This is a genomic window from Cellulosimicrobium sp. NPDC030954 (assembly GCF_055571305.1).
The window spans coordinates 961161-987024 of the sequence record NZ_JBVIFN010000001.1 but is presented as its reverse complement, the minus strand read 5'-3'; the positions used below and the strand labels follow the sequence as shown (position 1 = coordinate 987024).

General features: G+C 75.5%; 18 protein-coding genes. 10 read left to right on the top strand and 8 right to left on the bottom strand.

Annotated elements, in window-relative coordinates; genetic code table 11:
* Window positions 1-1449 (top strand): LCP family glycopolymer transferase, encoded by a 1449-nt coding sequence (locus tag ACZ402_RS04195; protein ID WP_375824174.1) that lies wholly within the window; start codon window positions 1-3, stop codon window positions 1447-1449.
* A gap of 3 nt (window positions 1450-1452) precedes the next feature.
* Here ACZ402_RS04195 and ACZ402_RS04190 read toward each other — a convergent pair whose 3' ends face one another.
* From ACZ402_RS04190 to ACZ402_RS04175, 4 genes are all read right to left on the bottom strand, one after another.
* Window positions 1453-3594: an acyltransferase family protein gene (locus tag ACZ402_RS04190; protein WP_375824173.1), complete on the bottom strand. Its 2142-nt coding sequence runs from the start codon at window positions 3592-3594 to the stop codon at window positions 1453-1455.
* Window positions 3591-5693 carry an acyltransferase family protein gene (locus tag ACZ402_RS04185; protein WP_375824172.1) on the bottom strand — a complete coding sequence of 701 codons (2103 nt, stop codon included), beginning with the start codon at window positions 5691-5693 and terminating at the stop codon, window positions 3591-3593. The genes ACZ402_RS04190 and ACZ402_RS04185 overlap by 4 nt, the downstream gene beginning before the upstream one ends.
* Window positions 5694-5822: 129 nt before the next feature.
* The gene (purE, locus tag ACZ402_RS04180) at window positions 5823-6362 is read right to left on the bottom strand and encodes a 5-(carboxyamino)imidazole ribonucleotide mutase (protein ID WP_375824171.1); all 540 of its coding nucleotides are present in this window, start codon (window positions 6360-6362) and stop codon (window positions 5823-5825) included.
* Window positions 6359-7612 (bottom strand): 5-(carboxyamino)imidazole ribonucleotide synthase, encoded by a 1254-nt coding sequence (locus tag ACZ402_RS04175; protein WP_375824170.1) that lies wholly within the window; start codon window positions 7610-7612, stop codon window positions 6359-6361. The genes purE and ACZ402_RS04175 overlap by 4 nt, the downstream gene beginning before the upstream one ends.
* A gap of 158 nt (window positions 7613-7770) precedes the next feature.
* Here ACZ402_RS04175 and ACZ402_RS04170 point away from each other — a divergent pair, with 158 nt between their 5' ends.
* Window positions 7771-8295: a GtrA family protein gene (locus ACZ402_RS04170; protein ID WP_375824169.1), complete on the top strand. Its 525-nt coding sequence runs from the start codon at window positions 7771-7773 to the stop codon at window positions 8293-8295.
* Between the two features lie 30 nt (window positions 8296-8325).
* Here the strand turns inward: ACZ402_RS04170 and ACZ402_RS04165 are convergent, their stop codons facing one another.
* Window positions 8326-9657 (bottom strand): ATP-binding protein, encoded by a 1332-nt coding sequence (locus ACZ402_RS04165; RefSeq protein WP_375824168.1) that lies wholly within the window; start codon window positions 9655-9657, stop codon window positions 8326-8328.
* A 38-nt stretch (window positions 9658-9695) separates the two neighbouring features.
* Window positions 9696-10379 (bottom strand): response regulator transcription factor, encoded by a 684-nt coding sequence (locus tag ACZ402_RS04160; RefSeq protein ID WP_031316534.1) that lies wholly within the window; start codon window positions 10377-10379, stop codon window positions 9696-9698.
* A gap of 105 nt (window positions 10380-10484) precedes the next feature.
* On the opposite strand from ACZ402_RS04160, the gene ACZ402_RS04155 reads away from it, so the two are divergent.
* The 5 genes from ACZ402_RS04155 to ACZ402_RS04135 all read left to right on the top strand — a co-directional run bounded on the left by ACZ402_RS04155 (window position 10485) and on the right by ACZ402_RS04135 (window position 20892).
* Complete coding sequence (locus ACZ402_RS04155; RefSeq protein WP_375824167.1) at window positions 10485-12050, top strand: sensor histidine kinase; 1566 nt, start codon at window positions 10485-10487, stop codon at window positions 12048-12050.
* The gene (locus ACZ402_RS04150; protein ID WP_375824166.1) at window positions 12047-12790 is read left to right on the top strand and encodes a response regulator; all 744 of its coding nucleotides are present in this window, start codon (window positions 12047-12049) and stop codon (window positions 12788-12790) included. Before ACZ402_RS04155 ends, ACZ402_RS04150 begins: the two co-directional genes overlap by 4 nt.
* A gap of 251 nt (window positions 12791-13041) precedes the next feature.
* Window positions 13042-13866, top strand: coding sequence for an ABC transporter ATP-binding protein (locus ACZ402_RS04145; RefSeq protein ID WP_375824165.1), 825 nt, complete (start codon window positions 13042-13044; stop codon window positions 13864-13866).
* Between the two features lie 23 nt (window positions 13867-13889).
* Entirely contained in the window at window positions 13890-16424 is a 2535-nt protein-coding gene (locus ACZ402_RS04140) for an ABC transporter permease (protein ID WP_375824164.1), read from the top strand.
* 112 nt (window positions 16425-16536) lie between these two features.
* Window positions 16537-20892, top strand: a complete 4356-nt coding sequence (locus ACZ402_RS04135) for an FtsK/SpoIIIE domain-containing protein (RefSeq protein ID WP_375824163.1) — start codon at window positions 16537-16539, stop codon at window positions 20890-20892.
* A gap of 19 nt (window positions 20893-20911) precedes the next feature.
* Here the strand turns inward: ACZ402_RS04135 and ACZ402_RS04130 are convergent, their stop codons facing one another.
* On the bottom strand, window positions 20912-21373 hold the full coding sequence (locus tag ACZ402_RS04130; RefSeq protein ID WP_375824162.1) for a hypothetical protein: 462 nt from the start codon (window positions 21371-21373) through the stop codon (window positions 20912-20914).
* A 236-nt stretch (window positions 21374-21609) separates the two neighbouring features.
* Between ACZ402_RS04130 and ACZ402_RS04125 the strand changes: the two genes are divergently transcribed.
* Entirely contained in the window at window positions 21610-21858 is a 249-nt protein-coding gene (locus ACZ402_RS04125; protein WP_021481972.1) for a WhiB family transcriptional regulator, read from the top strand.
* 192 nt (window positions 21859-22050) lie between these two features.
* On the opposite strand, the gene ACZ402_RS04120 is transcribed toward ACZ402_RS04125, so the two are convergent.
* Entirely contained in the window at window positions 22051-23532 is a 1482-nt protein-coding gene (locus ACZ402_RS04120) for a sensor histidine kinase (protein ID WP_375824318.1), read from the bottom strand.
* Window positions 23533-23687: 155 nt separating this feature from the next.
* Between ACZ402_RS04120 and ACZ402_RS04115 the strand changes: the two genes are divergently transcribed.
* A complete protein-coding gene (locus tag ACZ402_RS04115) occupies window positions 23688-24188 on the top strand; it encodes a DUF2505 domain-containing protein (protein ID WP_375824161.1) in 501 nt (166 codons plus the stop codon).
* A gap of 262 nt (window positions 24189-24450) precedes the next feature.
* Window positions 24451-25785: an ABC transporter substrate-binding protein gene (locus tag ACZ402_RS04110; RefSeq protein WP_375824160.1), complete on the top strand. Its 1335-nt coding sequence runs from the start codon at window positions 24451-24453 to the stop codon at window positions 25783-25785.
* Window positions 25786-25864: the final 79 nt, after the last annotated feature.

The following is a 25864-nucleotide window of genomic DNA, read 5'->3' as shown; positions in this document are numbered from 1 at the left end:
ATGACCGACCCCTCGCGCGACCCCCGGTCGCTCCCCCCGAGCTTCACGCCCCAGGGCGGCCGCGCCCCGCGTCCGTCGTCCGTCGACGACGCGATCGCCGTGGGCAACAGCGGGCGCGCCCCGGCGCGCCCCCGCCCCGCCGTGCCCGACGACGCCGTGCGCCTCGAGCCCCGCATCAAGCGCCAGTCGTCGCGCGAGATCCCCGTGACCCCCGCACGCAAGGGCACGCCGCCGCCGGCGCCGCCCGCGCGCGGCGCACGCCCGCGGACGAGCTCCGCGGCGTCCGCGCTCCCGCCGTCGGTCGCGCCGTCGCGCCAGCCCCGCCAGGCGACGGCGGCACCTCCGCGCGTCTCGTCGTCGCCCCACGCGGGTGCGCAGGCCGTGCCCACGACGACGCGGAGCCGTCCGGGCGCGGCGCCGCGGCCGAGCACCGGCCGACCCGGTGGCGGGGGTGGGCGACCGCCGTCGGGCACGGGGACCCCTCGAGCCGGCGGGGGCGGGTTCCGCGTCCGCAAGGGCCGCGTCGTCGGGCTCGTCGCGTGCGTCGTGATCGTCGCGCTCCTCGCCTGGCCGGTCGGCCTGCTCATCTGGGCGAACGGCAAGATCCAGCACGTCGAGGCCCTCTCCGGTGCGCCCGGCACGCCCGGGAACACCTATCTCCTCGCGGGCTCCGACGCGCGCGGCGAAGGCATCAGCGAGGACGGCACCGAGGGCGCGCGCACGGACACGATCATGGTCCTGCACGCCCCGCCGAGCGGCCCGGTCGCGCTCATCAGCCTGCCGCGCGACACGTACGCGGAGATCCCGGGCAACGGCGCGAGCAAGCTCAACTCGGCGTACTCGTGGGGTGGCCCGCCGCTGCTCGTGCAGACGGTCGAGCAGCTCACCGGCCTCACGGTCGACCACTACGTCGAGGTCGGGTTCGGCGGGGTCGAGGGCATCGTCGACGCCGTCGGCGGCGTCGAGCTGTGCCTCGACTACGACGTGAACGACGAACGCAGCGAACTCGTGTGGACCGCCGGGTGCCACGTCGCCGACGGCCACACCGCGCTCGCGTTCTCGCGGATGCGCTACTCCGACCCGAAGGGCGACATCGGCCGCGCCGAGCGCCAGCGCCAGGTCATCGGCGCCATCAGCTCGAAGGCGGCGAACCCGAGCATCCTGTTCCGCCCCGGCGACCAGGTCTCGCTGCTGGACTCCGGCCTCGGGTCGCTCACCGTCGACGAGAGCATGGGCATCGTCGACCTCGGCAAGCTCGCCCTCGCGTTCCGCAAGGCCAACGGTCCCGACGGCATCACGGGCACGCCGCCGATCTCGAACCCCGACTACCGGCCGGGCGGCAACGTCGGGTCCACCGTGCAGCTGAACCCCGAGACCGTGGGGCAGTTCTGGATCGACATCCGTGACGGCAACCTCACCCCGGGGCAGGTCGGCGGCCTGCCGCAGTAGTCGTCACCACCACCCGGTCGCGACGCCGAGCCGCTCGTCGAGCACCGGGCTGAGCGTCACGGCGTAGGTCGCCGTCAGATGGTTATCGTCGCGGTAGACGAACCGGTTGCCCTGGACGGGCCGACAGACACGGTCCGGGCAGAGGACGTCGTTGAGGTCGAGGACCGTCGTGTTCCAGAGCTCCTGGACGGCGTCGAGCGCAGGGTCCACGTCGTCCAGGACGTCCTCCCACGCCACGGCGCACTCGTCCGACTCCGAGCCGTGGACGGTTGCGCACTCGGGCATCCAGTACGGCAGCCACGGGTTGTCGCGGATGGCCACGACCGGGACGTCGTCCAGCGCGAGCCGCTCCCAGACACGGACGTACGCGTCCGGGACCACCTCACGGGGCCCGTCCGACTTCGTCGGACGCGTCGAGGTCGTGATGACCACGTCAGGTTCGAGCGACAGGACGTAGTCCATCGCGTCGCGCTGCCAGGTCGCGCACTCGCCGTCGACGTCGCCGTCCTCGGGGTCGAGGAAGAGGCACCCCGCCTTGAGGACGGGGACGACACGAAAGCCCCGACGGTCGGCGATCGGTTCGAGCGCGGCGAACCAGTGCTCGCTGTGCGACGCACCGACCAGCGCGACGACCGTCGCGGCATCCTCCGGGCCGTACGAGCACCGCTTGACGTCGCTCTCCCCGTCCCCCGTCATGCAGCCGTCCAGGACGACCCGCGACGTGTCCTCGAGCACGGCCTCCACGGCGGGCACCGGGTCGGCAGCCGCCGCCGCGTACGCGCCCGGTTCGAGGACGGAGAGCGCCCCCGGGTACGCAGCGACGTCGACGTCCTGCAGGGTGCCCTGGTACGAGCGCTGGACCGACAGGACGTGGGCGTGCCACGCGAGCGGCACGACCGCGACGGTCACGGTGACCACAGCGACGAGAGGACGCAGCACCCACCGCGGAGGCCGTGTGCGCGTGGCGCCTCGCGCATCTCGAGGGTCCCGACGGAGCACGTCCTCGACGAGCTGCTTCGTCAGGACCGCCAGCACGGCCGAGAGGCCGAGCACACCCACCCCTGCGAGCCAGCCCACCGGCCGGTCGCGGAGGACGATCGTGAACACGAGCACGGGCCAGTGCCACAGGTAGAAGGCGTACGCGTACCCGCCGGCGCGGGCGACCGGAGCCCACGCGAGGAGCCTCGAGACCGACCACGCGGGAGCGACAGCGATCCCGCGCGGGTCGGGCGTGCCCGCGACGACGACGAGCGCGGCGCCTGCGAGAGGAACGAGCGTGGCGGGGCCGGGGAAGAGCGCCGCGCCGTCCACGAGGACGCCGCTCGCGACGACGAGGGCAAGCCCGACCCACCCCGCGACGACACCCCACGCACCTGCCAGCCGCACGCGCGTCACCAGGAGCGCGAGCAACGCACCCGCAAGGTACTCCCACGCGCGGGCCAACGTGTCGTAGTAGGCGAACGCCTGGTCGGCGCGCACCGCGACCACGGCGTAGACGAACGAGGCGACGGCGCCGGTCACCACCGTCGCGTGCACGATCGCCAGGCGCGCCGCGATCCCCGCGCGACCTGCCGCCCACCAGACGAGCACGAGAAGGACGGGAAGCACGACGAAGAGCTGCCCCTGGACGGAGAGGGACCAGACGTGCTGGAGCGGGCTCTGTCCCACGTCCGCCGCACCGTAGGCCTGCTCCGCGGCGGCCAGCCGCCAGTTCTCGGCGTAGAGCAGGGATCCGAGCACGTCGCCCGAGATCCCCGTCCACCGGGTGCGCGGGAGGAGCACCGCGCTCGCGACGAGCACCGCGGCGAGCACCAGGACGAGCGCGGGCAGGAGCCGACGCGCGAGCCGCGGGAGGTACGTCCGTAGCCGCACCGGCGTTCCACGGGCGAACGAGCGGAGCAGACCCCCAGCGACGAAGAACCCCGAGAGCATGAGGAAGACGTCCACCCCGCCCGAGACGCGGTGGACCCACACGTGGTACACGGCGACGAGCAGGACCGCGAGAGCGCGCAGGCCGTCGAGGTCGTGCCGGTAGGACGTGGCCGCGCCCGTCGACCGGCCGGCCGCACCCGACCGCGCATGACGGGGCGTCGTCGGCCGGGTCGGGCCGGGGGAACGCGCCCCCGCGCCGACAGCTCCGGTCATGACGGCTCTCCCTGCCGCGCCGCCGCGCGGTCGGTCCACGGCAACAGCTCGTCCTCGAGGAACGGGGCGAGCGAGCGCGCGTAGTCCCACGTGAGATGGTTGTCGTCGAGGAAGACGTGCACGTTCCCCACCACCGGGACGCACCACCCGTCGGGGCACACCGCCGCGGAGAGGTCCGCGAGCGCCGATCCCTCCCCCACCCGGAGGTCTTCGGCGGGGTTCCGTGCGGCGGAGCGGGACGCGAGGTCGTGGCGGCAGGCGTCCGCCTCGGGCCCGTGCTGCTCGGCGCAGACGAACATGTCCGTCGAGAACCGTGGGTTGTCCCGGATCCCGAGGAGCGCGATCCCCGCGTCGGAGAGCACGTCGACCGCCTCTTGGAGCCCGACGACGACGGACTCGCCCGGGCCGTCGACCTCGGCGGCCGTCGTGACGGTGAAGACCGCGTCCGGACCGAGCTCGAGGACGTAGTCGAGCACCTGCTCGTTCCACTCCCGGCACGGGTGGCCCGCCGTGCCGAACGAGCATCCCCCGAAGAGGACCGAGACCAGGGTCCAGCCCTCGCGCTCGGCGACGGGGATCAGCGCACCCATGAACTGCTCGCTGTGCGAGTCGCCGACCACCACGACCGTCGGCCCCTCAGGAGCCAGGGGAACGAGCTGGCCGCACCGCTTCGCGAGCTCGACGACGTCGGGCGCGAACCTTCCCGAGCAGCGCTCCGTGAGCGACACCCACTGGGCATCGAGCGCGGTCGCGGCGGGGACGGGAGGTGCCGTCGGGTCCGGCGCGCCGTGGTACCCCGGCAGGAGCACTCGCGCTCCTGGGTTGTCGGCGGAGGCACCCACCAGCGCCTCGGCGGCCCGGGCACGCTCGGCCGACTGCCAGGCGGTGAGGGGGACGGCCACGACCGTGATCGCGACGAGCACCGCGACCGCGCCGCGCCACGGGACAGTCCGCGCCCACTCCAGGTCCCGGACGGGGCGCTCGACGAACGAGGTGAGGAGGCGGGCGAGGACGAGGGACACGACCACGATCACCGCACCCTCGTGCCAGGACGGGACCTGACGTCCCGTGACCACCCGCCAGGTGATGAGCAGCGGCCAGTGCACGAGGTAGAGAGCGTAGGCGTCCCGTCCGAGCGACCGCAGCACCGGGTGCGCGAGCACGTTGCCCACGGCCCACGGGTGCGCCGACGTGCCGGCGACGATCACCGCGGCGGCCGCCATCGTGGGCCACAGCGCGAAATAGCCCGGGAACCCGCCCTGGACGTCGAGCACGAGTCCGCAGGTCACGATCAGGGCGAGCCCCACCCAGCCGACGACCACGGCGGCCCGGGCGGGAAGCCGGACGAACGGCAGCACCACCGCCACGAGGGAACCGAGGGCGAACTCCCACAGTCGCGTCCGGGTGTCGAAGTAGGCGAGCTCTTGGTCCGACGCCGTCTCGACGACGGAGAAGGCCAACGACGCCACGAACACGGCCCCGAACACCGTCAGGAGCACCGGGGTGACGGAGAGCCTCAGGCGCCGGACGACGAGCCCGGACAGGAGCAGGAGGAGCGGCCAGAGGACGAAGACCTGGCCCTGGACCGAGAGCGACCAGTAGTGCTGGAGCGGGCTCGCGACCGCGCCGTCCCGAGCGTAGTAGTCCACGGACTCGCGGGCGAGCTCCCAGTTCTGGACGTAGCCCAGCGACGCCCAGGTCTGGGTCCAGACCGACGGCCACGACGACGGCGGATAGAGCAGGTACGCGGTCCCGAGGACACCGAGGAGCACCACCGCGGAGACGGGGACGAGGCGCTTGAACGTGCGCGCCCAGTACGCCCCGACGGCGACCCCGCGCCCGGCGCTCAGGCGGCGCGCGAACGAACCCGTGAGGAAGAACGCCGAGAGCATGAGGAACACGTCCACGCCACCCGACACCCGGCCGAGCCAGACGTGGTAGACCACCACGAGGAAGATCGCGACCGCCCGGAGGCCGTCGAGGTCGTAGCGGTAACCGTCGCGCGAGGTCGCGGCCCTCGGGCGCGCGTGCCGTCGGACAGCACCTGGGGTCGCGTCGGACGACGCCGTCGGCGCCCAAGCTGCCTGCGGTGCTGCCACGTGAAACTGCTCCGGGTGGGTGTCGGACCGACCCGCCACGGACCGTCGTCGGTCCAGCCCCCTGCGTCGCGAGACGCGCCCGCAGGCTAACCCGACAACCGCCTGCCGCAGAAACCCGCGGCGCGCCGGTCAGGCGCCGAAGCCCGTGCGCTGCTCCCCGGACCGCGACGCGCGCAGGCGCGCACCCTTCGCGCGCGCCTGGTCGCCCAGGTCCGCCTGGAAGGCGACCATCCTGGCCCGGAGGCGCGCGGCGTCGTCGTCGGTACCGGCCGCGAGGATGCGCGCGGCGAGCAGGCCCGCGTTGCGCGCCCCGCCGACGGAGACCGTCGCGACGGGGACGCCCGCGGGCATCTGGACGATCGACAGGAGCGAGTCCATGCCGTCGAGGTGGCGCAGCGGCACGGGGACGCCGATCACCGGCAGCGGCGTCACGGCGGCGAGCATCCCTGGCAGGTGCGCCGCTCCCCCGGCGCCCGCGACGATCACGCGCAGCCCGCGCTCGGCGGCGGTGCGGCCGTAGTCGATCATCTCGACGGGCATGCGGTGCGCGGAGACGACGTCGACCTCGACGGGCACGTCGAACTCGGCGAGCGCGTCGGCCGCGGCCTCCATGACGGGCCAGTCGGAGTCCGACCCCATGACGATGCCGACGACAGGGTTCTCGCTCATGCTCGCTCCTCGTTCTCGGGGTCCTCGTCGGTGCTCGCGGGACGCTCGCCCCGCAGGGTCGCGGCTGCCGCCAGGGCCCGACGCCGGACCTCGTCCAGGTCGTCGCCGCTCACGTTCACGTGGCCCAGCTTGCGCCCGGGGCGCACGCCCTTGCCGTACAGGTTGACCTTCGCGTCGGGGAAGGCGGCGAGGACGTCGGGCAGCGCGTCGGTCAGCTCGTCGAGCGTCGAGCCGAGCACGTTCGCCATGACGGTCCAGCGGGCCGTGGCGGCGGTGTCGCCGAGCGGCAGGTCGAGCACGGCGCGCAGGTGCTGCTCGAACTGGCTGGTCACCGCCCCGTCGATGGTCCAGTGCCCGGAGTTGTGGGGGCGCATCGCGAGCTCGTTGACCAGCACGCGCGGCCCGTCCTCGCCCACGACCTCGAACATCTCGACCGCGAGCACCCCCGTGACGTCGAGACCCTCGGCGATCCGGACCGCCGCGTCGCGGGCGCGGTCCGCCTCGGCGTCGGTGAGACCGGGCGCGGGCGCGATCACCTCGGCGCAGACGCCGTCGCGCTGGATCGACTCGACGACGGGCCACGTGCGGACCTCGCCGGTCCCGTCGGGCCCTCCCGACGGACGGCGTGCGACGAGCACCGCGAGCTCGCGCGTGAAGGGCACCTTCTCCTCGACGAGCAGCTCGGGGCCGCCCGCGGCGGCCGCCTCGATCCACTCGGCGACCTGCTCGGGGCCGCCCGCGGCGACCGAGACGACCCGGACGCCCTTGCCGTCGTACCCGCCGCGCGCCGTCTTCACGACGGCCTCGCCCCCGACCTCGGCGAGGAAGTCCGCGAGAGCCGTGCGGGCGGCGTCGGGCGCGGTGGGGAGCGCGGCCCAGCGCGGGCAGGGCACGCCGAGCTCGGTCAGCCGACGCCGCATGACGATCTTGTCCTGCGCGTGCACGAGCGCGTCGGGGCCCGGGCGAACGGGGGTGCCGTGCTCGAGGAGGTCGGTGAGCAGCGCGTTCGGGACGTGCTCGTGCTCGAAGGTGAGGACGGCCGCGGGCTCGCCGACGGCGGGGGCGATGAGGGAGCGGATCGCGGCCTCGTCGGACGCGACGCCCACGGGCGCGTCGACCACGACCTGAGCCGCGGACGAGTCCGGGGCCTCGACGAGCACGCGCAGGTGCACCCCGAGCTCTCCCGCCGCGGGGGCCATCATCCGTGCGAGCTGTCCTCCGCCGACCACGGCGATCACTGGGGCTGCCACGTGGACCCACCCTAGTGCCTGGGCGCCGCGGGACCGCGCCGGGACCGGACTCCGGACGCGGCGGCCGTCGTCGGTCCGTCGGCCCGCCGGCCGTCCCCCGCCCCGGCGACCGCCCCGGCACCCGGGCGACGCTCAGGAGCGCCCGGTAGCCTCGGAGGGTGACGAGCGACCTGGACCGGCGAGCCGAGGCGAACGCGGCGGCCCTGCCGCGGCGCGAGCGCGTCCTCGCCCGGGTGCGGGAGCTCGCGAAGTTCGGGTCCGTCGGCGCGGTCGCCTACGTCGTCGACCTGGGCCTGTTCAACCTGCTCAGCTTCGGACCGGGCGAGGTCCTCGGCCACAAGCCGCTCACCGCCAAGATCGTGTCCGTCGCGGTCGCGACGCTCGTCGCCTGGGTCGGCAACCGCTACTGGACGTTCTCGACGCGCCGGACGCAGACACGCGGCCGCGAGCTCGCGGCGTTCGTCGTCGTCAACGTGGGCGGGATGCTCATCGCGGTCGGCTGCCTCGCGATCTCCACGTACGCGCTCGGCCTCACGTCGCCGCTCGCCAAGAACATCTCGGCGAACGTCGTCGGGCTCGCGCTCGGCACCGCCTTCCGCTACGTCGCCTACCGGCGTCTCGTGTTCACGGGCGACCGTGCGGCGGACGCCCATACCGCGCCCCAGGAAGCCGCGGCACGCTGACGCGCCCGGCGCAGCACGCGCGGGGAGACGTCAGCCGCGGCGGCGCCGACGCCGGCCGTGCGCGGAGACCGCGACCCCCGTCGGCAGGACGACGCGCGGGTCGAGGCGCCGCGGCACCCCCGCGAGGAAGAGCGCGAACACCGCGGGCCGACGCTGCGCCAGCTCGAGCCGACCGCCGTCGGACGCCGCGAGGTCGCGCGCCAGCGCGAGGCCGAGGCCCGTGCCGGCGCCGGAGGTCACCTCGCGCTCGAAGATGCGGGGGGCGAGGTCGTCGGGGACGCCGGCGCCCTCGTCCGACACCTCCGTGACGATCGCGCCGCTCGTGCCGGACGGGCGCGCACGGACCGTCGTCGTCCCGCCGCCGTGCTTGAGCGAGTTCTCGATGAGCGTCGCCAGGACCTGCGCGAGCGCCCCCGGCGTCGCGAGCACCTGGTACTCCGCCGGGACGTCGACGACGAGCTCACGGCCCGCCTTCGCGAACGTCGGGACCCACTCCTCCTCCTGCTGGTGCACGACGTCGAGCAGGCTGACGGCCTCCGTCGTCCCGCCCTGCGCGCGCCGCGACGAGGCCAGGAGGTCGTCGACGACGCCGACCAGGCGCTCGACCTGCTCGAGCGAGATCCGGGCCTCCTCCTGCACGGCCGGGTCGTCCGAGGCCAGGGAGATCTCCTCGAGCCGCATGCTCAGCGCCGTGAGCGGCGTGCGGAGCTGGTGCGACGCGTCCGCGGCGAACTGGCGCTCCGCCGCGAGCCGGCCCGCCAGCCGGTCGGAGCTGCGCGCGAGCTCGGCGGCCACGAGGTCGATCTCCTCGACCCCCGACGGCTCGAGCCGCGGGCGGACCTGTCCCGAGCCGAGCTGCTCGGCGGACGCCGCGAGGTAGACCAAGGGTGCCGAGATGCGGTTCGCCTGCCACACCGCCATCCCGATGCCCGCGGCGAACGCGACGATGGCCGCGGCCACGACGAGCAGCACGACCTGCGCCGCCCGGAGGTACGCGTCCCAGTAGGAGACGGTGAGCGTGACGAGCGCACCCGACTCGGAGTGCAGCGGTTGCTCGATCCCCCGCCCGGTGATCTCCTCGCCCGCCGTGAGCACCGTCCCGTCGGGCAGGGTGACGTAGACCTGCGCCGGAGGGTCGCTCGCGCGGGGCTGGACCGCGTCCGTGATGACGTAGTCCGGGATCTCGTCGCCCGCGGCGAGGCGCGCGTCGATCGAGCGCGAGAGACGCTCGACGCGCGACGTGACGTCGTCGACCTCCCCCTGCAGCACGAACCGCGCGCCGTAGAACGCCAGCGGGAACCCGAGGAGGATGACGGCGACGGCCACGGCCGCCACCGTCGCCTGCAGCATCCGACGCCGCACGCTGCTCCTCGCTCCCCGTGTCCCTCGTCCCCGGTCGGTCAGCTCTCGCCGGTCTCGAAGCGGAAGCCGAGACCGCGGACGGTCGAGATGTAGCGCGGCGCGTTCGCGTCGTCGCCGAGCTTGCGGCGCAGCCACGACACGTGCATGTCGAGCGTCTTGGTCGAGCCGACCGGCTCGGAGCCCCACACGTCGCGCATGAGGGCGTCGCGCACGACGACCGAGCCAGCGCTCGCGACGAGCACGCGCAGCAGCTCGAACTCCTTGGTGGTCAGGTGCAGCTCGCGCTCGCCCTGGAACGCGCGGTGCGCGGAGACGTCGATGCGGACGTCCTGCGCCGCGAGCTCCTCCTCGTCCACCTGCTCGCCGTGCGAGCGGCGCAGGAGCGCCCGGACCCGGGCGAGCAGCTCGGCGAGCCGGAACGGCTTCGTCACGTAGTCGTCGGCGCCGGCGTCCAGGCCCACGACGAGGTCCACCTCGTCGGCCCGGGCGGTGAGCACGAGCACCGGGGTGGTGAGACCCTTGTGCCGGATCTCGCGCGCGACGTCGAGGCCGTCCATGTCCGGAAGGCCCAGATCGAGCACCACGATGTCCGCACCGCTCGCGGAGTCGATCGCTCCTTGACCAGTTCCTTGGACGACGACGTTGTAACCCTCACGTGTCAGTGCGCGCGCCAAAGGTTCGGCAATCGCCGGGTCGTCCTCCGCTAGCAGTACGTGGGTCATTCGCTCATGCTAGGGCATCAGTACGACTTCGGTCCCATCGTGTCTCGTGAACTCTGCGACCCTGGTCGGACGCCCCGTCGCCGCCCTCTGCCTAGGCTTGACGGCATGGGATGGTACGAGCGGCTCGGGCAGTGGTCCGACGAGCACCGGTTCGGTGTGGACCTCACCGTCACGCTCGTCCTCGCCGTCGTGTTCGTGCCCGCGTCCGCGGCGTTCTCCTCGGCCGGCGCGAGCGGCGTCGGCACGAGCGGCGGCTGGGCCGCGTTCTGGGCGGCGCTCCTGCTCGCGCCGCTGCCCTGGCGCCGGTCCCGACCGCTCGCGTCGGCGATCACGGTGTACTCCGTCGCGCTGGTGCACCTGCTGGCCGGCTACTTCCTGATCTTCCCCGCCGACTTCGCGGTGCTCGTCGCGCTCTACTCCGTCACGGTCTACGGGCCGCGCTGGGCGCACCGGACGGCCATCGTGTCCTCCCTCGTCGGCGCGGTCGTCCTCGGGGTGGCGCTGGGCCTCATGTCCGGTCGCCTCACCGACCTCGCGACGATGGTCTTCTTCACGTCCGCGTTCGGCGGCATGACGTTCCTCGCGGTGTGGGCGTTCGGCCTCGTGCGCCGCTCCCGGCGCGAGACGATCGCCGCGCTCGTCGACCGCGCGGAACGCCTCGAGGTCGAGCGCGACCAGCAGGCGCAGATCGCGACCGCCGCCGAGCGCGCCCGCATCGCGCGCGAGATGCACGACATCGTCGCCCACTCGCTCTCCGTCATCATCGCCCAGGCCGACGGCGGCCGGTACGCCGCCGCGCACGACCCCGACGCCGCGACGCGCGCGCTCGCGACCGTGTCCGAGACGGGGCGCACCGCGCTGGCGGACATGCGCCGGCTCCTCGGCGTCCTCCGGACGGAGCAGCCGCGCGTCGTCGCGCCGCCGGGGGCCGCCGTCGGGCCCGGGGGGACCCTCGCGCTGCCGGGACGGGGCCCGGCGGGCGCGCCGCCCGCCGGCTCGCCGTACGGGCCGGCCGCACCCGGCCACCCGGCGCCCGCGAGCGGCGCGACGGCGGCGCTCGAGCGCGCCCCTCAGCCCGACACCGCCGACCTCGAGACGCTCGTGGCCCAGGTGCGCGACAGCGGCATGCGCGTGTCCTTCGTCCGCGTCGGGCAGGCGCGCCCGCTGCCGCCCGGGGCGGGGCTCACGGTCTACCGCGTGTGCCAGGAGGCGCTGACCAACGTGCTCAAGCACGCCGGTCCCGACCCGGAGGTCACCGTCGTCGTGCGGTGGGGCGTCGCGACCCTGGACCTCGAGGTCGAGGACGACGGGCGGGGCGCGTCGACCAGCGCCGCGGCGCGCCAGGACGCCCGGCCCGGGGGCTACGGCGTGCTGGGCATGCGCGAGCGGGCCGCGCTCTTCGGCGGGACCGTCCAGGTGGGCCCGCGTCCCGGCGGCGGCTTCCGCGTGCACCTGCGCATCCCCGTGCCCGCCCTGCCGGGCGCGGCTCCCGGTCCGGGGGCCCTCCCCCGGCCCCCGGGGCCGGTCGTCCCCGCACCCGCCCCCGCGCCGTCGGGCAGGATGGCCCCGGGCCGCCCGGTCACGCCGACGGCCGCGCCACCACCGCCACCGCCGGCCGGGGCCGACCCCTCGCGCCCGGCCCTGCACCGACCGACCGACAGGACACCATGACCGACGCCTTCCCCGACCTCGACGGGGCGTACGCCGCCGACCCGCTCGCTCCCCTCGAGCCCGTGCGCATCGCGCTCGTCGACGACCAGCAGCTCGTGCGCGCGGGCTTCCGCATGGTGATCGACTCGCAGCCCGACCTCACGGTCGCGGTCGAGGCCGGCGACGGCCTGCAGGCGCTGCGCCTCCTCGCGGACCACCCGGTCGACGTCGTGCTCATGGACGTCCGCATGCCGCACCTCGACGGGCTCCAGACGACGGCCCGGCTCACCGCAGCGGCGGCCGACGGCGGGCACGCGCCCAAGGTGATCGTCCTCACCACGTTCGACCTCGACGAGTACGTGCTCGAGGCCATCCGCTCCGGCGCGAGCGGGTTCCTGCTCAAGGACGCGCCGCCCGAGGAGATGCTCGCCGCCATCCGCACGGTGCACCGCGGCGACGCCGTGATCGCGCCGTCCTCCACCCGGCGCCTGCTCGAGCACCTGGTGACCGCCCTGCCCGCGGAACAGGCCGACGACTCCCCCGCGCACGCCGCCGTCGAGGGCCTCACCGAGCGCGAGCGCGAGGTGCTCGTGCTCATGGCGCGCGGCCGGTCCAACACCGAGATCGCGAGCGACCTGTTCGTCGCCGAGGCGACGGTCAAGACGCACGTCGGGCGCATCCTCGCCAAGCTCGGCGCGCGCGACCGCGTGCAGGCCGTCGTCACGGCCTACGAGACGGGCCTGGTCCGCCCGGGCGCCTGACCCGCCGCGACCCGACGGCGCCCCACCGGTCCCCGGACCCGTGGGGCGTCGTCGTGTCAGCCCTCGACGCGGGGCCCTCTACGACCACGGGATGACCTGCCTCCCGTGCAGGACCCGACCCTCGCCGGACGCGGCGGGCCGGGCCGGTCCGTAGCGTCGTCCACGATCCCCGGCGCGCGCCTCCGACCCTGGTCGGCGTGAGCGCGCGACGGACCCGACGACCGTCCTCGACGACGAACCCAGGAGATGACGTGGACACGACCGTGTACCGACCCACCGACCCCGCACCCGCCGGCCCGCCCGCGGTGCGGGCCCGCTCGCTGCGCAAGACCTACGGCGCGGGCGAGGCGGCGGTGCACGCGCTCGACGGCGTGGACGTGGACTTCGAGCGCGGCCACTTCACGGCCATCATGGGGCCGTCGGGCTCGGGCAAGTCGACGCTCATGCACCTGCTCGCCGGGCTGGACACCGCGACGAGCGGCCACGCCTTCATCGGCGACACCGAGGTCACGGGCCTGAACGACAACGCGCTCACGCAGCTGCGCCGCGACCGGGTGGGGTTCGTGTTCCAGTCGTTCAACCTGCTGCCCATGTTCACCGCGGAGCAGAACATCACGCTGCCCGTCGAGCTCGCGAGCGGCAAGGTCGACCGCGCGTGGTTCGACACCCTGGTGCGCACGCTCGGCCTGGAGGCGCGCCTCAGCCACCGGCCGAGCGAGCTGTCGGGCGGGCAGCAGCAGCGCGTCGCCATCGCGCGCGCTCTCATCGCCGGGCCGGAGGTCGTCTTCGCCGACGAGCCGACGGGCAACCTCGACTCGCGCTCGGGCGCCGAGGTCCTGAGCTTCCTGCGCCGGTCCGTCCGCGAGCTCGGCCGCACGATCATCATGGTGACGCACGACCCGACGGCCGCCGCGTACGCGGACCGCGTCGTGCTCATCGCCGACGGGCGGATCGCGGGCGACATCAGCGACCCGACGCCCGAGTCGGTGCTCGCGGGGCTCGACGCGCTGCGCACGCTCGAGGCGCCCGGCGCCGACGGCTCCGCCCCGACCGCGTCGCAGGCGGTGCGCGCCTGATGCTCCGCCTCACCCTGGCGCAGATGCGCCGCAGCATCGGCCGCCTCGTCGCGGCCGGCGTCGCGATCGTCATCGGGACGGCGTTCGTCACGGCGACCCTCATCGCGGGCAACGTCATCACCCAGACCACGAACGACTCGATCGCCGCGCAGTTCGCGGACGCGGACCTCGTCGTCTCCGCGCCGAGCGACCTCACGGCGTCCGACGTGGACGCCCTGCGCTCCGTCGCGGGCGTCGACGCGGTGGACGCGGTCCAGTTCACCTACCTCGACCTGTCGCACGGCGCGAAGCGCGTGTTCCAGCTCGGCGTCCCCGCACCCTCCGACCCGCGCTTCGAGGCGCTCGAGGTCGTCGAGGGCTCGATGCCGACGGCGCCCGGCCAGCTCTCGCTGCCGACCGCCGTCGCCGAGCGCCTGGGCGTCGGCATCGGCGACACCGTCACGAGCTCGCGCAACGTGTGGGACGCCTCCGCGCCCGACGGCGGCGCGTACGAGGAGGTCCGCGACGAGCTGACCGTCGTCGGGACGACCGACGACCCCTACGGGGCGTACGCCCAGATGGGCGGGGCCGTCGTCGTGACGGCGGAGGACGTGGCCGCGTGGGAGGCCGCCCAGGCGAGCCCCGACGACGCGGAGCGCCTGTACTCCGCGGCGATGGTCGGCCTCGCGCCGGGCACCGACCTCGAGACCGCGCGCGCCGACATCGTCGCCGCGTCGCCGGACGAGGCCGAGGCCGTCACCCCCGCCGAGCACGCCCAGGCGCAGGCCAAGAAGATGACGGGCGGCCAGGACGTCTTCACGTACGTCATCCTCGGCTTCGCCGCCGTCGCGCTGCTCGTCGCGGCACTCGTCATCGCGAACACGTTCCAGGTGCTCGTCGCGCAGCGCACGCGCACCCTGGCCCTCCTGCGCGCCGTCGGCGCGAACCGCTCGCAGCTCGCCCGGTCGGTCCTGTCCGAGGCGACGATCCTGGGCGTCCTGGCGTCCGTGGGCGGCATCCTGCTCGGCTGCCTGCTCACCCAGGTCGCGCTCCTCGTGGCCCGCGGTGCCGACCTGGGCGTGCCGATCCCGGCGACCATCACGGTGACGCCCGCGGTCGTGCTCGTGCCTCTGCTCGTGGGAACCCTCGTGACGGTCGTCGCGTCGTTCGCCCCGGCCCGGGCCGCCACGCGCGTCGCGCCGCTCGAGGCGCTGCGCCCCGCCGACGCGCCGAGCCTGACGCGCGGCGGGGGCCGCGTGCGCCTCGTGATCGCGACCCTGCTCACCCTCGGGGGCCTCGCCGTCCTCGGCGGAGGGATCTGGCTCGGCAGCACCGGCAGCCCCGAGATCGGCCTCCTCGCCGGGGTCGCGGGCGGCGCCCTGTCGTTCGTCGGCGTCCTCGTCGGCGCCGTGTACTGGCTGCCGGGCGTCGTGTCGTTCGTGGGCCGGCTGCTCGCCGGCACGGGGTCGACGGCGCGGCTCGCCACCGCGAACACGCTGCGCAACCCGCGCCGCACCACCGCGACCAGCACCGCGCTGCTCATCGGCGTCACGCTCGTCGCGATGATGTCGACGGGCGCCGCGAGCGCCCGCACGTCGCTCGACGCGGCGCTCGACGACCAGTACCCGGTCGACGTCCTCGTCGCGACCGACGCCTACGGGTCGACCGAGGACGCGGTGCCGAGCGACGTGGTGCGCGCCGTCTCGGGGACCGAGGGCGTCTCGCGCGTCGTCGAGCTCTCCGCGGCGACGGTCACGCTGCTCGACGGCGCCGAGATGACGATGCACGGGGTGGACCCGGACCAGGCGCGCGCCGTCGTGCGGTCGCCCGAGGTGCTCGCGGCGTTCGCCCCGGGCACGGTCATGGTCCCCGAGGCCGACGCCGAGGCCTGGGACGTCGCCGAGGGCGACACCCTGGAGCTCACCGGGCCGGACGGGGCGACCCTCGACGTGACGGCCCACGTCGGGGCCATCGGGGACGGCTGGCTCCTCGACGCGGACGACGCGAGGACCCTGGCCCCGGACGCCCTCGTGTCCCGGCTGTGGGTCGGGCTCGACGACACGGGCGACGCGACGCAGGTCGTGCCCGCGATCCAGGACGCGATCGTCGAGTCGGACACGCCGGTGGAGGTGGCCGGCATCGCCGTCGAGCGTGCGGCCATGCAGAGCGTCATCGACACGATCCTCGGGGTCATCGTGGGCCTCCTCGCGGTCGCCGTCGTCATCGCGCTCATCGGGGTGGCGAACACGCTGTCGCTCTCCGTGATCGAGCGGCGCCGCGAGTCGGCGACGCTGCGGGCGATCGGCCTCAGCCGGGCACAGCTGCGGTGGATGCTCGCGATCGAGGGCATGCTCATCGCCGGCGTGGGCGCGGTCCTCGGCATCGTGCTGGGCGTCCTGTACGGCTGGGCCGGTGCCGCGACGGCGCTGAGCGTCATGGGCGACGTGTCGCTCGCGGTGCCGTGGCGGGACGTCGCGCTCGTGCTCGTCGTGGCACTCGTGGCAGGGCTCGTCGCGTCCGTCGTGCCCGGCCGGACGGCCGCCCGCACGTCGCCCGTCGCGGCGCTCGCCGTGGACTGAGCCCGGCTCGCCGGGCCCCACGGTCGACGCGCGCCCCTGTGGACGGACCTCCGTCCACAGGGGCGCGCTCGTTCCCCGGCAGGGAGGCCGCGCAGTCGGGCACCATCGGCGCGTGCCGCCTGCTTCAGCCCTCCCCTCCCCCACCACCGGTCCCGCGTCGTCCGGCCCGGAGCACGCCGTGCACGCGGGCGAGGCGTGGTTGCGGGTCACGGTGCACCCGGGCACGGACGTCCTGCTCCCTCCCGGGGCGCGTCTCGGCGACGTGCGCGCCGGTGTCGCCAATCTCGTGTGCCGCCCGGAGCTGCGCACGGCCGCCCTGCTCGTGGACGGCGTCCCGGTCGACGACGACCAGCGCTGCGGGACCCGCCCCCTGCTCCCCGGGGCGACGCTCGCGGTCGCGCCCCACGGCGGGAGCACGGTCACGGGGGCGTCCCGCCCCGACGACGCGCTCGCCGCCCCGCTCCACGTCGCCGTCCTCGCCGGGAGGGACGCGGGGCGGCTCGTCGCGGTCCCGGAGGGCCAGGGCCGGACGCGGGTCGACGGGCTCGACGTCCACCGGCGCGTCACGCGCCGCGGCGTGCGGGTCCGGGTCCGCGCGCCGCGCGGCTCCCGGCGCGTGCCCGACGACGCGGCGGTCCTCGTCGCGCGGCCCGCCCGGGCCGGTCGCCGGGTCGCGTCGTGGCGCGCAGTCCGCTGGCGTGCGGGCGACGCCCTCGCCACCCCGCGGGGCGTCTACGCCCTGCGGCCCCGCCCCGTCCTGGTGCACGGGCCTCGCACCGGCCCCGCCGACCCCTCGTCCGTCGATGCGGAACGGGGCCGGCCGAGCGCCGGCCTCCTCGCGACCGCGGCCGCCCCCGCGGTCGCCTCGCTCGCCCTCGCCGTGACCTTCCGCCAGCCGCTCTACGCGCTGCTCGCGCTCGCCGGGCCGCTGGCGCTCCTCGTCCCCGCGCTCGTCGAGGCCCGCCGACGCCGCGCCGCGCGCCGGACCGCGCAGCCCCACCGGCCGGGCCCCGACGGCGCGGGTCCTCCCGGCGCCGACGTCGCCCGCGCGACGACGCCCGTGGACCCCCTGCGGCCGCGGCCCGCCGACGCGCTCACCTGGGCGGTGGTCGCCCGGCTCGCACCGGCCACGCCTCTCCCCGGGACGGCTCCGCCGAGCCCCGGCGTCGGTCCCGACGGCCCCCCGGTCGCCCCGGCCCGGCCGGTTCGGCTCCCCGACGGCTGCGCCGCCGTCGTCGGTCCGCGCCCCGCCGCGCTCGCCGCCGCACGGGCCGTGCTCGGCGAGCTCCTGTCGACGGGCGCGGTGCCGATCGTCCGGCACCCGCCGCACGCCGCGACCGACTGGGCCTGGTGCCGCTGGCTCCCGCGCGCGAGCGCCGTCGAGACGCTGGAGTCCGCACGGCCTCCGACCGGTGCGGCGACCGTGCTCGTCGTCGACGGCGCCCCGCCCGCCGGCGAGCTGGCGCGGGCCTGGGAGCGGCTCGGGCCGGCGGGGACCGACCTGCTCCTCGTGCTCGACGACGCGGCCCGCGTCCCGGCGTGGTGCCGGACGGTCGTGGACGTGACCGGGCCGACCGCCGTGGTCACCGGCCCGGACGGAGCGCGCACCGTGCGCGAGCACGTCGGGGCGGGCGAGGACTGGGCGGTCGCGCTCGCGCGCCGGCTCGCCGCGGCGGACCACCTCGGCCGGCTGGTCGGCACCGCGCCCGCCGAGCACGACCCCGGCGACCCGACCTCCCCGTCGCTCCCGGCGGACGTCGCGCTCGGCGACCTCCTCGGCCTGCCGACGTCGCCGGACGACCTCACCGGGTGGGTCCGCGCCCGCTGGCAGGACGCGGACCGCCGCGACCGCACCGGTCTGCGCGCCGTGCTCGGCGTCGGCCCCGGGGGCGACCCGGTGGCGGTGGACCTCGTCCGTGACGGCCCGCACGTGCTCGTCGCCGGGACCACCGGCGCGGGCAAGTCGGAGCTCCTGCAGACCCTCGTCGCGGGGCTCGCGCTCGGCCGCTCGCCGGAGGAGCTGTCGCTCGCGCTCGTCGACTTCAAGGGCGGCGCGAGCTTCGGCGCGTGCGGGCGCCTGCCGCACGTCGTGGGCACGGTGACCGACCTCGACCCGGGCCTCGCGGGCCGCGCGCTCGCCGGGCTGCGCGCGGAGCTGCACCGGCGCGAGCGCGTGCTCGCCGCGGCGGGGGCGACGAGCGTCGACGAGCTGCCCCGGGGGCGTCTGCCGCGGCTCGTCGTCGTCGTGGACGAGTTCCGCGCGCTCGCCGACGACCTGCCCGACCTCCTGCCCGGCCTGCTGCGCGTCGCCGCCCAGGGCCGCTCGCTCGGCGTGCACCTCGTGCTCGCGACGCAGCGTCCCGCCGGTGCGGTGAGCGCGGACGTACGGGCCAACATCACCCTGCGGCTCGCCCTGCGGGTGGTCGACGTCGCCGACTCGCGCGACGTCGTCGAGTCGCCGCTCGCGGCGGTCGTCCCGGCCTCGGCGCCGGGGCGGCTCGTCCTGCGCCGGGGCGCCGAACCGCCGCTCGCGGTGCAGTGCGCCCGCGCCGGCGCGCCGGCGCGCGTCCGGCCGTCGGGTGCGCGCGCCGCTCCCCCGTGGGGCGCCGCACGCGGGCTCCTCCGCGGAAGCTCCCCGGCCGACGACGCTCCCGGCACGGGAGCGCCCCTACCCGGGGACGACCAGCTCCCCCGGATCGTGGCCGCGGCCCGCGACGTCGCGGAGCGCACCGGTCTGCGCCCGGCGCCGCCGCCGTGGCTGCCCGCCCTGCCCGACCGGGTCGGGCAGGACGACCTCGCCGACGTCGTGCGCGCGGCCCCCGCCGTGACCCACCACGGCCCCCTCGGGTCCGGCCCGCGCCCCGACGACCCCGCGCACCGCGGCGACGGTCCGTCCGACCTCGTGGACGGCACCGCGCTCACCGCGACCGCGACGCTCCCCCTCGCGCTCGGCGACGCGCCCGACCTCCAGCGCCGGACGGTCGTCCGGTGGGACCCGCACGACGGGCACCTCGCGGTGCTGGGCCGCGCGCGCTCGGGCCGGACGACGGCCCTGCGTGCCGTGGGGTGGGCCGCTCTGGAGCGCGGGTGGACGGTCCACGCGGTCGGGCCGGGGCTCGCCGACCTCGCGGCCCACCCGGGCACCGGGACGGTCGTCGACCGCGGCGACCCGCGCCGCCTCGTGCGCCTCCTGCGGCTGCTCGCCGGTCACGACGACGGGCAGGAGCGCCCCGCGGGGATCGACGCCGCCGACCGGGCGCTCCTGCTCGTGGACGACGTCGACGCCGTCCGGTCGGTGCTCGCGGGGGTGGCCGGCGGGGCCGGTGCGGACGCGCTGGCGGACGCGCTCGCCGGCCCCGCCGCCGTCGCCGTGTCGTGCGCCGGCCCGACGGTCGCGGGGCTGTCGTCGCTGGTCGGGGTGCGTGCGGTCATGGTGTCGCGCGACCGCCACGACGACGTCTCGCTGGGCGTGCCGTCGGCGCTCGCGGGGCGGGGAGGTCCGGCGGGGCGCGCCGTGTGGCTCGGGACCGACGAGCCGGTCCTGTGCCAGGTCGCCCTGCCCGCGCAGCCGCTGTCGGGGCCCGTTCCCGGGGGGACGACGCCCCCGGCCGCCGACACCGGGACGGGTCCTCGACGCGGAGACGCGCGCCCGGGAGCGTTCCGGCTCCTGCCGCTGCCCGAGCGGGTCGTGCCTGCCGACCTCGCCTCCCCCGTCCCACGCCCGCCGGTGTCCGGGCCGCGCCCGGCTCGGGACGACGCGCTCCGGGTCCCGGTGGGCCGGGGCGGCGACGCCGTCGGGACCGTCACGCTGGACGTGTCGCGAGGAGCGCTCGTGGTCGGGCCGCCCGGCTCGGGACGCACGAGCGCGCTGGCCCTCCTCGCGCGGCACCTCGCGCGCGCGGGCGTCCTGCGCGCTGTCGTCGCCCGCGACGACACGCTCGCCGCGGCGGCCGGTCCTCCGACGGCCGTCGTGCGGCGCTACGCGCCGGCCGACGTCGGCGCCCTCCTCGACGCCGTCGCCGGCACGCGCGAGAGCGCGCGCGGGACGCCGCGGGAGGACGCGCCCGACGGCGGGACGCCGGGACCGCCCGGGGTGGTCGTCGTCGACGACCTGGACGTCCTCGTCCAGCTCTGCGTGGTCGAGGGCGAGCGTCTCGCGGCAGCGTGCCGGGACGGCCTCGTGCTCGTCGCGTCCGCGACGACCGGCGGGGCGGCGTCGGCGCTGCGCGGTCCGCTCGCCGACCTGCGCGGCGTGCGCGCCGGCGTCGTCCTGGCGCCGGGTGAGCGCGGCAGCGCCGAGGTGTTCGGTCGCGGCCTGGAGTGGCTCGCCGAGCCGGGGCGGCCGCGGCCCGGGCGCGGGGTGCTCGTCCAGGGCGCCCGGCTCACCCCGGTGCAGCTCGCGCTGCCGCTGGCAGGCGATTGGCCGTCAGGGGCGTCCGGGGACGAGCCGTCGGGGCGTCGGCCGTGACGCGCCGGGTGCCGAGACGTCAGGCGGCGGCCCGGGAGTCGCGGGTCGTCGCCTCGACGACCGGGCGCAGCATGAGCAGGACCAGGACCACGACCGCGAGCACGAGCGCCGCGACGACCCACGGCGTCACGCCGACCTGGAGCGAGCTGATCGCGACGACGCCCTGCAGGATCTGCCACGTCGCGACGGGCGACCGCGCCCAGCGCTGCCCGCGCAGCAGGCCGCGCAGGCTCGCGGCGAGCACCGCGGCGACGCCCAGCGCGAAGACGACGAGGAACGCGCTCACCCCGAACGACTGCGACCCGCCGCGCACGAGCTCGACGAGGAGGAGGACGGCACCGACCACGAGGACGGCGACCTCGATCCCGACCCCGACGAGGAGCGCGGTCAGCGCCAGGGGTCGCGGCGCGCCGTCGGGCACCGCGCCAGGCGTCGTCGGGGGCTGCTCGGGCGGGTGTCCGGAGGGCTTGCGGGGAGGCACGATCACCCAGCGTACGCGCCGACCTGCGGCTTCACACCCGTGTGACGAAGACCTCACGATTCATGCGACGGAAACTCTCTCGTAACCCCTTGTGCTGCGCTTCACGAGGTGTGAACCTGGTTCAAGCATCAATCACCCCCGCCTCGAGCCCTGGTCCAGGCAGCCCCCTGCCGGGCATCACCGCGACGAGTCATCACCTCGCGACCAGGCTCCCCTCTGCCAAGGAGACGACGACCATGGACTGGCGCCACCGCGCAGCCTGCCTCGACGAAGACCCCGAGCTCTTCTTCCCGATCGGCAACACGGGCCCCGCGCTCCTCCAGATCGAGGAGGCGAAGGCCGTCTGCCGCCGCTGCGACGTCGTCGACACGTGCCTCAAGTGGGCCATCGAGTCCGGGCAGGACGCGGGCGTCTGGGGCGGCCTCTCCGAGGACGAGCGCCGCGCCCTCAAGCGCCGCACCGCCCGCGCGCGTCGCGCCGGCTGACACGCTCCACCGCGTTCCGCCCGCCACGGGCGTCGAGCAGCAGTCGACGACAGGCCGTCACCCTCCGGGGTGGCGGCCCGTCGTCGTCTCAGGCGTTCGAGCCGTGCGGTCGCGCCATGCGGTCGAACCGGGCGGTCGCGCCAGACGGCCGCGCCAGATGGTCGAACCTGGCGGTCGCGCCGGCCCGCAGGCTCAGGCCTGCCGGTTGCCGTCGCGCAGGACGAGGGCGAGCACGACCTGCGTGCCCCCGCCCGGCCGCGGCGACCACTCGATGGTGCCGCCGAGCTCGTTCGTCACGAGCGTGCGCACGATCTGCGTACCCAGCCCGCTCTTCGCGGCCTTGCCCGCCCGGGCGACGTCGCCGTCGGGCATGCCGACGCCGTCGTCCGCGACCACGATGCGCAGGGCGGAGCCCTCGCGCTCGACCGCGACCTCGACGGTCCCCGTGTCCTGCTTCGCGAGGCCGTGCTCGACGGCGTTGGTGACGAGCTCGGTGAGGATGAGCGCGAGCGGGGTCGCGTCCTCCGCGGGCACGAGGCCGAAGCTCCCGGTCCGGACGGTGCGCACGCTCGTGTCCGCCGACGCGACGTCGGCGGCGAGGCGCAGGGCCCGGCCCACCATGTCGTCGAACTCGACCTCCTCGTCGAGGGTCTGCGACAGGCTCTCGTGCACGAGCGCGATCGTCGCGACGCGGCGCATGGCCTCCTCGAGCGCCGCGCGGGCCTCGGGCACGTCCATGCGCCGGGCCTGCAGGCGCAGGAGCGCGGCGACGGTCTGGAGGTTGTTCTTCACGCGGTGGTGGATCTCGCGGATCGTCGCGTCCTTGGTGATGAGCTCGCGCTCGCGCCGCCGCAGCTCGGACACGTCGCGGCACAGCAGGACGGCGCCGATGCGCTGGCCCGACTCGGTGAGCGGCAGCGCGCGCAGCGACAGGGCGACGCGCTGCGCCTCGATCTCCGTGCGCCACGGCGCCCGGCCCATGACCACGAGCGGGAGCGACTCGTCGACGGGGTTCTGGTGCTCGATGAGGTCTGCCGTCACCTCGGCGAGCGACCGCCCGACGAGCGGGCCGATGACGCCGAGGCGGTGGAAGCAGCTCAGCGCGTTGGGGCTCGCGTAGAGGACCTCGCCCTCGGAGTTCAGCCGGATGAGGCCGTCGCCGACGCGCGGCGCACCGCGGCGCGGGCCGGTCGCGGCGTTGGGGAAGGGGAACTCGCCGCGCGAGATCATCGCGACGAGGTCGTCCGCGGCCTCGACGTAGTTGAGCTCGAGGCGGCTGGGCGTGCGCCCGCTGCCGAGGTTCGTCTGCCGCGCCACGACCGCGATCGCGCTCCCGGAGTGCACGACCGGGATGGCCTCCTCGCGCACGGCGTACGCGCCGAACCAGCGCGGCTCGCGCGAGCGCTGCGAGCGGGCCTCGGTGAGGGCACGCTCGAGCTGGGGGCGCTGCCCCTCCGGCGCGAACGAGCCGACGATGTCGTCGTAGTGGACGGTCGCCCCGGTCGACGGGCGGCACTGCGAGACCGCGACGAAGTTCCCGTCGGTCGTGGGGAGCCACAGCACGAGGTCGGCGAACGCGAGGTCGGAGATCACCTGCCAGTCGCCCACGAGCAGGTGCAACCACTCGTTGTCCGCCGGGCTGAGGTCGGCGTGGCGGGAGATGAGGTCACTCATGGCAGACACGGACCCCAGCGTAGAGGGGTCGGACGGGTAGAGTCCCCTCAGCGCCCGCGCGCGCGGTCGCCCGAACCCGTCGACCGACCTGCGACCGACCTGTGGCCGACCCGCCCGGGCCGGCGGCAGGTCGACCCAGGGCCCGAGGAGGTCCCGTGCACCTGAGCGTCGAGCTCCGCTACCCCGCCGCCGTCCCCGTGGTCGGCGCCATGCTCGCCGACGAGGAGTTCGTCCGCTGGCGCGCCGCGCGCTCGGGGGGCGACGGTGCCCGCGTCGAGCAGGTCGACGTCACCGGCGACGCCGTCGAGGGGTTCACGGTGACGGTCCGCCGCACCCTGCCCACCGACCAGATCCCGGCCCACGTCCGGTCCTTCGTCGGCGGCCAGCTCGAGATCCGGCAGGCCGAGGCGTGGGAGCCGGAGCGCGACGGCGAGCGGTCGGGGACCGTGTCGCTCGAGATCACCGGCGCCCCGGTGCGGCTCACCGGCACGGTCACCCTCTCCCCGGACGGCGACGGCGCCGTCGAGCGCTACGCGGGCGAGGTGAAGGCGTCGGTGCCCCTGTTCGGGGGCGCGATCGAGCAGGCCGCCGCGGGGGCCGTCCGCGCCGCCCTGGCGGCGGAGGAGGCCGCGGGCCGGGAGTGGCTCGCCCGCTGAGCACGCGCGGGGGCTCGTCCCCGCCCGCGGAGCCGGTCTCGAACCGGTAACGATTTCCCGCAAAGCCGACCACCCGGTAGGTCACGAAAACGTCCTGACCTGCGCAGATGCTTGTGTGGGAGCGCGACCACACCCAGTCACCACCTTCCGGCGCTTGACACGGGTTCGGCGGGGAAAGCACGATCACCCCGTTGTGTGGAAGCGCTACCACTTGGAGGTGGGAGCGCTGCCACGACCCCGCCCCACCGACAAGGGAGTCACCGTGCTGAGCAGCACCCGTACGACCCGCCGGCCCCGCAAGGCGATCGCCGCCGTCGCAGGCCTCGCGGCCATCACCCTCACCCTGACCGCGTGCTCGAGCGGCTCCGGCTCGAACGACGACGAGACGGGCTCCGGCGACGGCGAGAAGATCACCCTCACCGTCGCCACGTTCAACGACTTCGGCTACACCGACGAGCTCCTCGCGGCGTACACGGAGGCGCACCCGAACGTCACCGTGAAGCAGACCAAGGCCGCCAAGTCCGAGGACGCGCGCACCAACCTCACCACCAAGCTCGCCGCCGGCGGCGAGGGCCTGGCGGACATCGAGGCCATCGAGGTCGACTGGCTCCCCGAGCTCATGCAGTACCCCGACCTCTTCACCGACCTCACCGACTCGTCGCTCGACGGCCGCTGGGTGGACTGGAAGGTCCAGCAGGCGACGACGCAGGACGGCAAGCTCATCGGCTACGGCACCGACATCGGCCCGAGCGCGATCTGCTACCGCCAGGACCTCTTCGAGGCCGCCGGCCTGCCGACCGACCCCGCCGAGGTGGCGGAGCTCCTCGGTGGCGAGGACGCGACGTGGGACGACTACTTCGCCGCGGGCGCGACCTTCGTCGCCGCGAGCGACTCGGCCTGGTACGACTCCGCGATGTCCATCTCGCAGGCGATGGTCAACCAGATCGACAACGCGTACGAGGAGTCCGACGGCACGCCCAAGGACCTCGCCACGAACCAGCCGATCATCGACATCTACGACACGGTGCTCGAGCAGTCGACGACGAACGAGCTCTCCGCGGGCCTCGAGCAGTGGTCGGGCGACTGGGACGCCGCGTTCCAGAACGACGGCTTCGCGACGATGATCTGCCCCGCGTGGATGACCGGCCCGGTCGAGGAGCGCTCGGGTGGCGTCACCGGCTGGAACGTCGCCGACGTCTTCCCCGGCGGCGGCCTCAACTGGGGCGGCTCGTTCCTCACGGTCCCGGCCTCCGGCCCGAACGCCGAGGCTGCCAAGGAGCTCGCTGCCTGGCTGACCGACCCGGCGCAGCAGACGACGGCCTTCGAGAACGCGGGCACGTTCCCGTCGCAGATCGAGGCGCAGGAGTCCGACGCCGTGCAGTCGTTCACGAACGACTTCTTCAACGACGCCCCGGTCGGCACGATCTTCGTGAACCGTGCGCTCGCGATCGACAGCGCGCCGTTCAAGGGCGCCAACTACTTCTCGATCCACACGACCGTCCAGGACGGCATCAAGCGCGTGGACGTCGAGAAGACCGACGACGCCGCGTCCTCGTGGCAGAAGACGCTCCAGTCCTTCCAGGACCTGGGCCTGTGACCTGACGGGGCCGGGGCGGCACCACGGTGCCGCCCCGGCCCCGCTCGCGTCCACCGCCGGGCGCCGCCGCCCGGCGGCC

Bases quoted from the DNA above. Each gene is read 5' to 3' on its own strand.
- ACZ402_RS04120 (WP_375824318.1), bottom strand. From the start codon at position 23,532: ATGAGTGACCTCATCTCCCGCCACGCCGACCTCAGCCCGGCGGACAAC.
- ACZ402_RS04190 (WP_375824173.1), bottom strand. From the start codon at position 3,594: ATGACCGGAGCTGTCGGCGCGGGGGCGCGTTCCCCCGGCCCGACCCGG.
- ACZ402_RS04150 (WP_375824166.1), top strand. From the start codon at position 12,047: ATGACCGACGCCTTCCCCGACCTCGACGGGGCGTACGCCGCCGACCCG.
- ACZ402_RS04155 (WP_375824167.1), top strand. From the start codon at position 10,485: ATGGGATGGTACGAGCGGCTCGGGCAGTGGTCCGACGAGCACCGGTTC.
- ACZ402_RS04140 (WP_375824164.1), top strand. From the start codon at position 13,890: ATGCGCCGCAGCATCGGCCGCCTCGTCGCGGCCGGCGTCGCGATCGTC.
- purE (WP_375824171.1), bottom strand. From the start codon at position 6,362: ATGAGCGAGAACCCTGTCGTCGGCATCGTCATGGGGTCGGACTCCGAC.
- ACZ402_RS04125 (WP_021481972.1), top strand. From the start codon at position 21,610: ATGGACTGGCGCCACCGCGCAGCCTGCCTCGACGAAGACCCCGAGCTC.
- ACZ402_RS04160 (WP_031316534.1), bottom strand. From the start codon at position 10,379: ATGACCCACGTACTGCTAGCGGAGGACGACCCGGCGATTGCCGAACCT.
- ACZ402_RS04195 (WP_375824174.1), top strand. From the start codon at position 1: ATGACCGACCCCTCGCGCGACCCCCGGTCGCTCCCCCCGAGCTTCACG.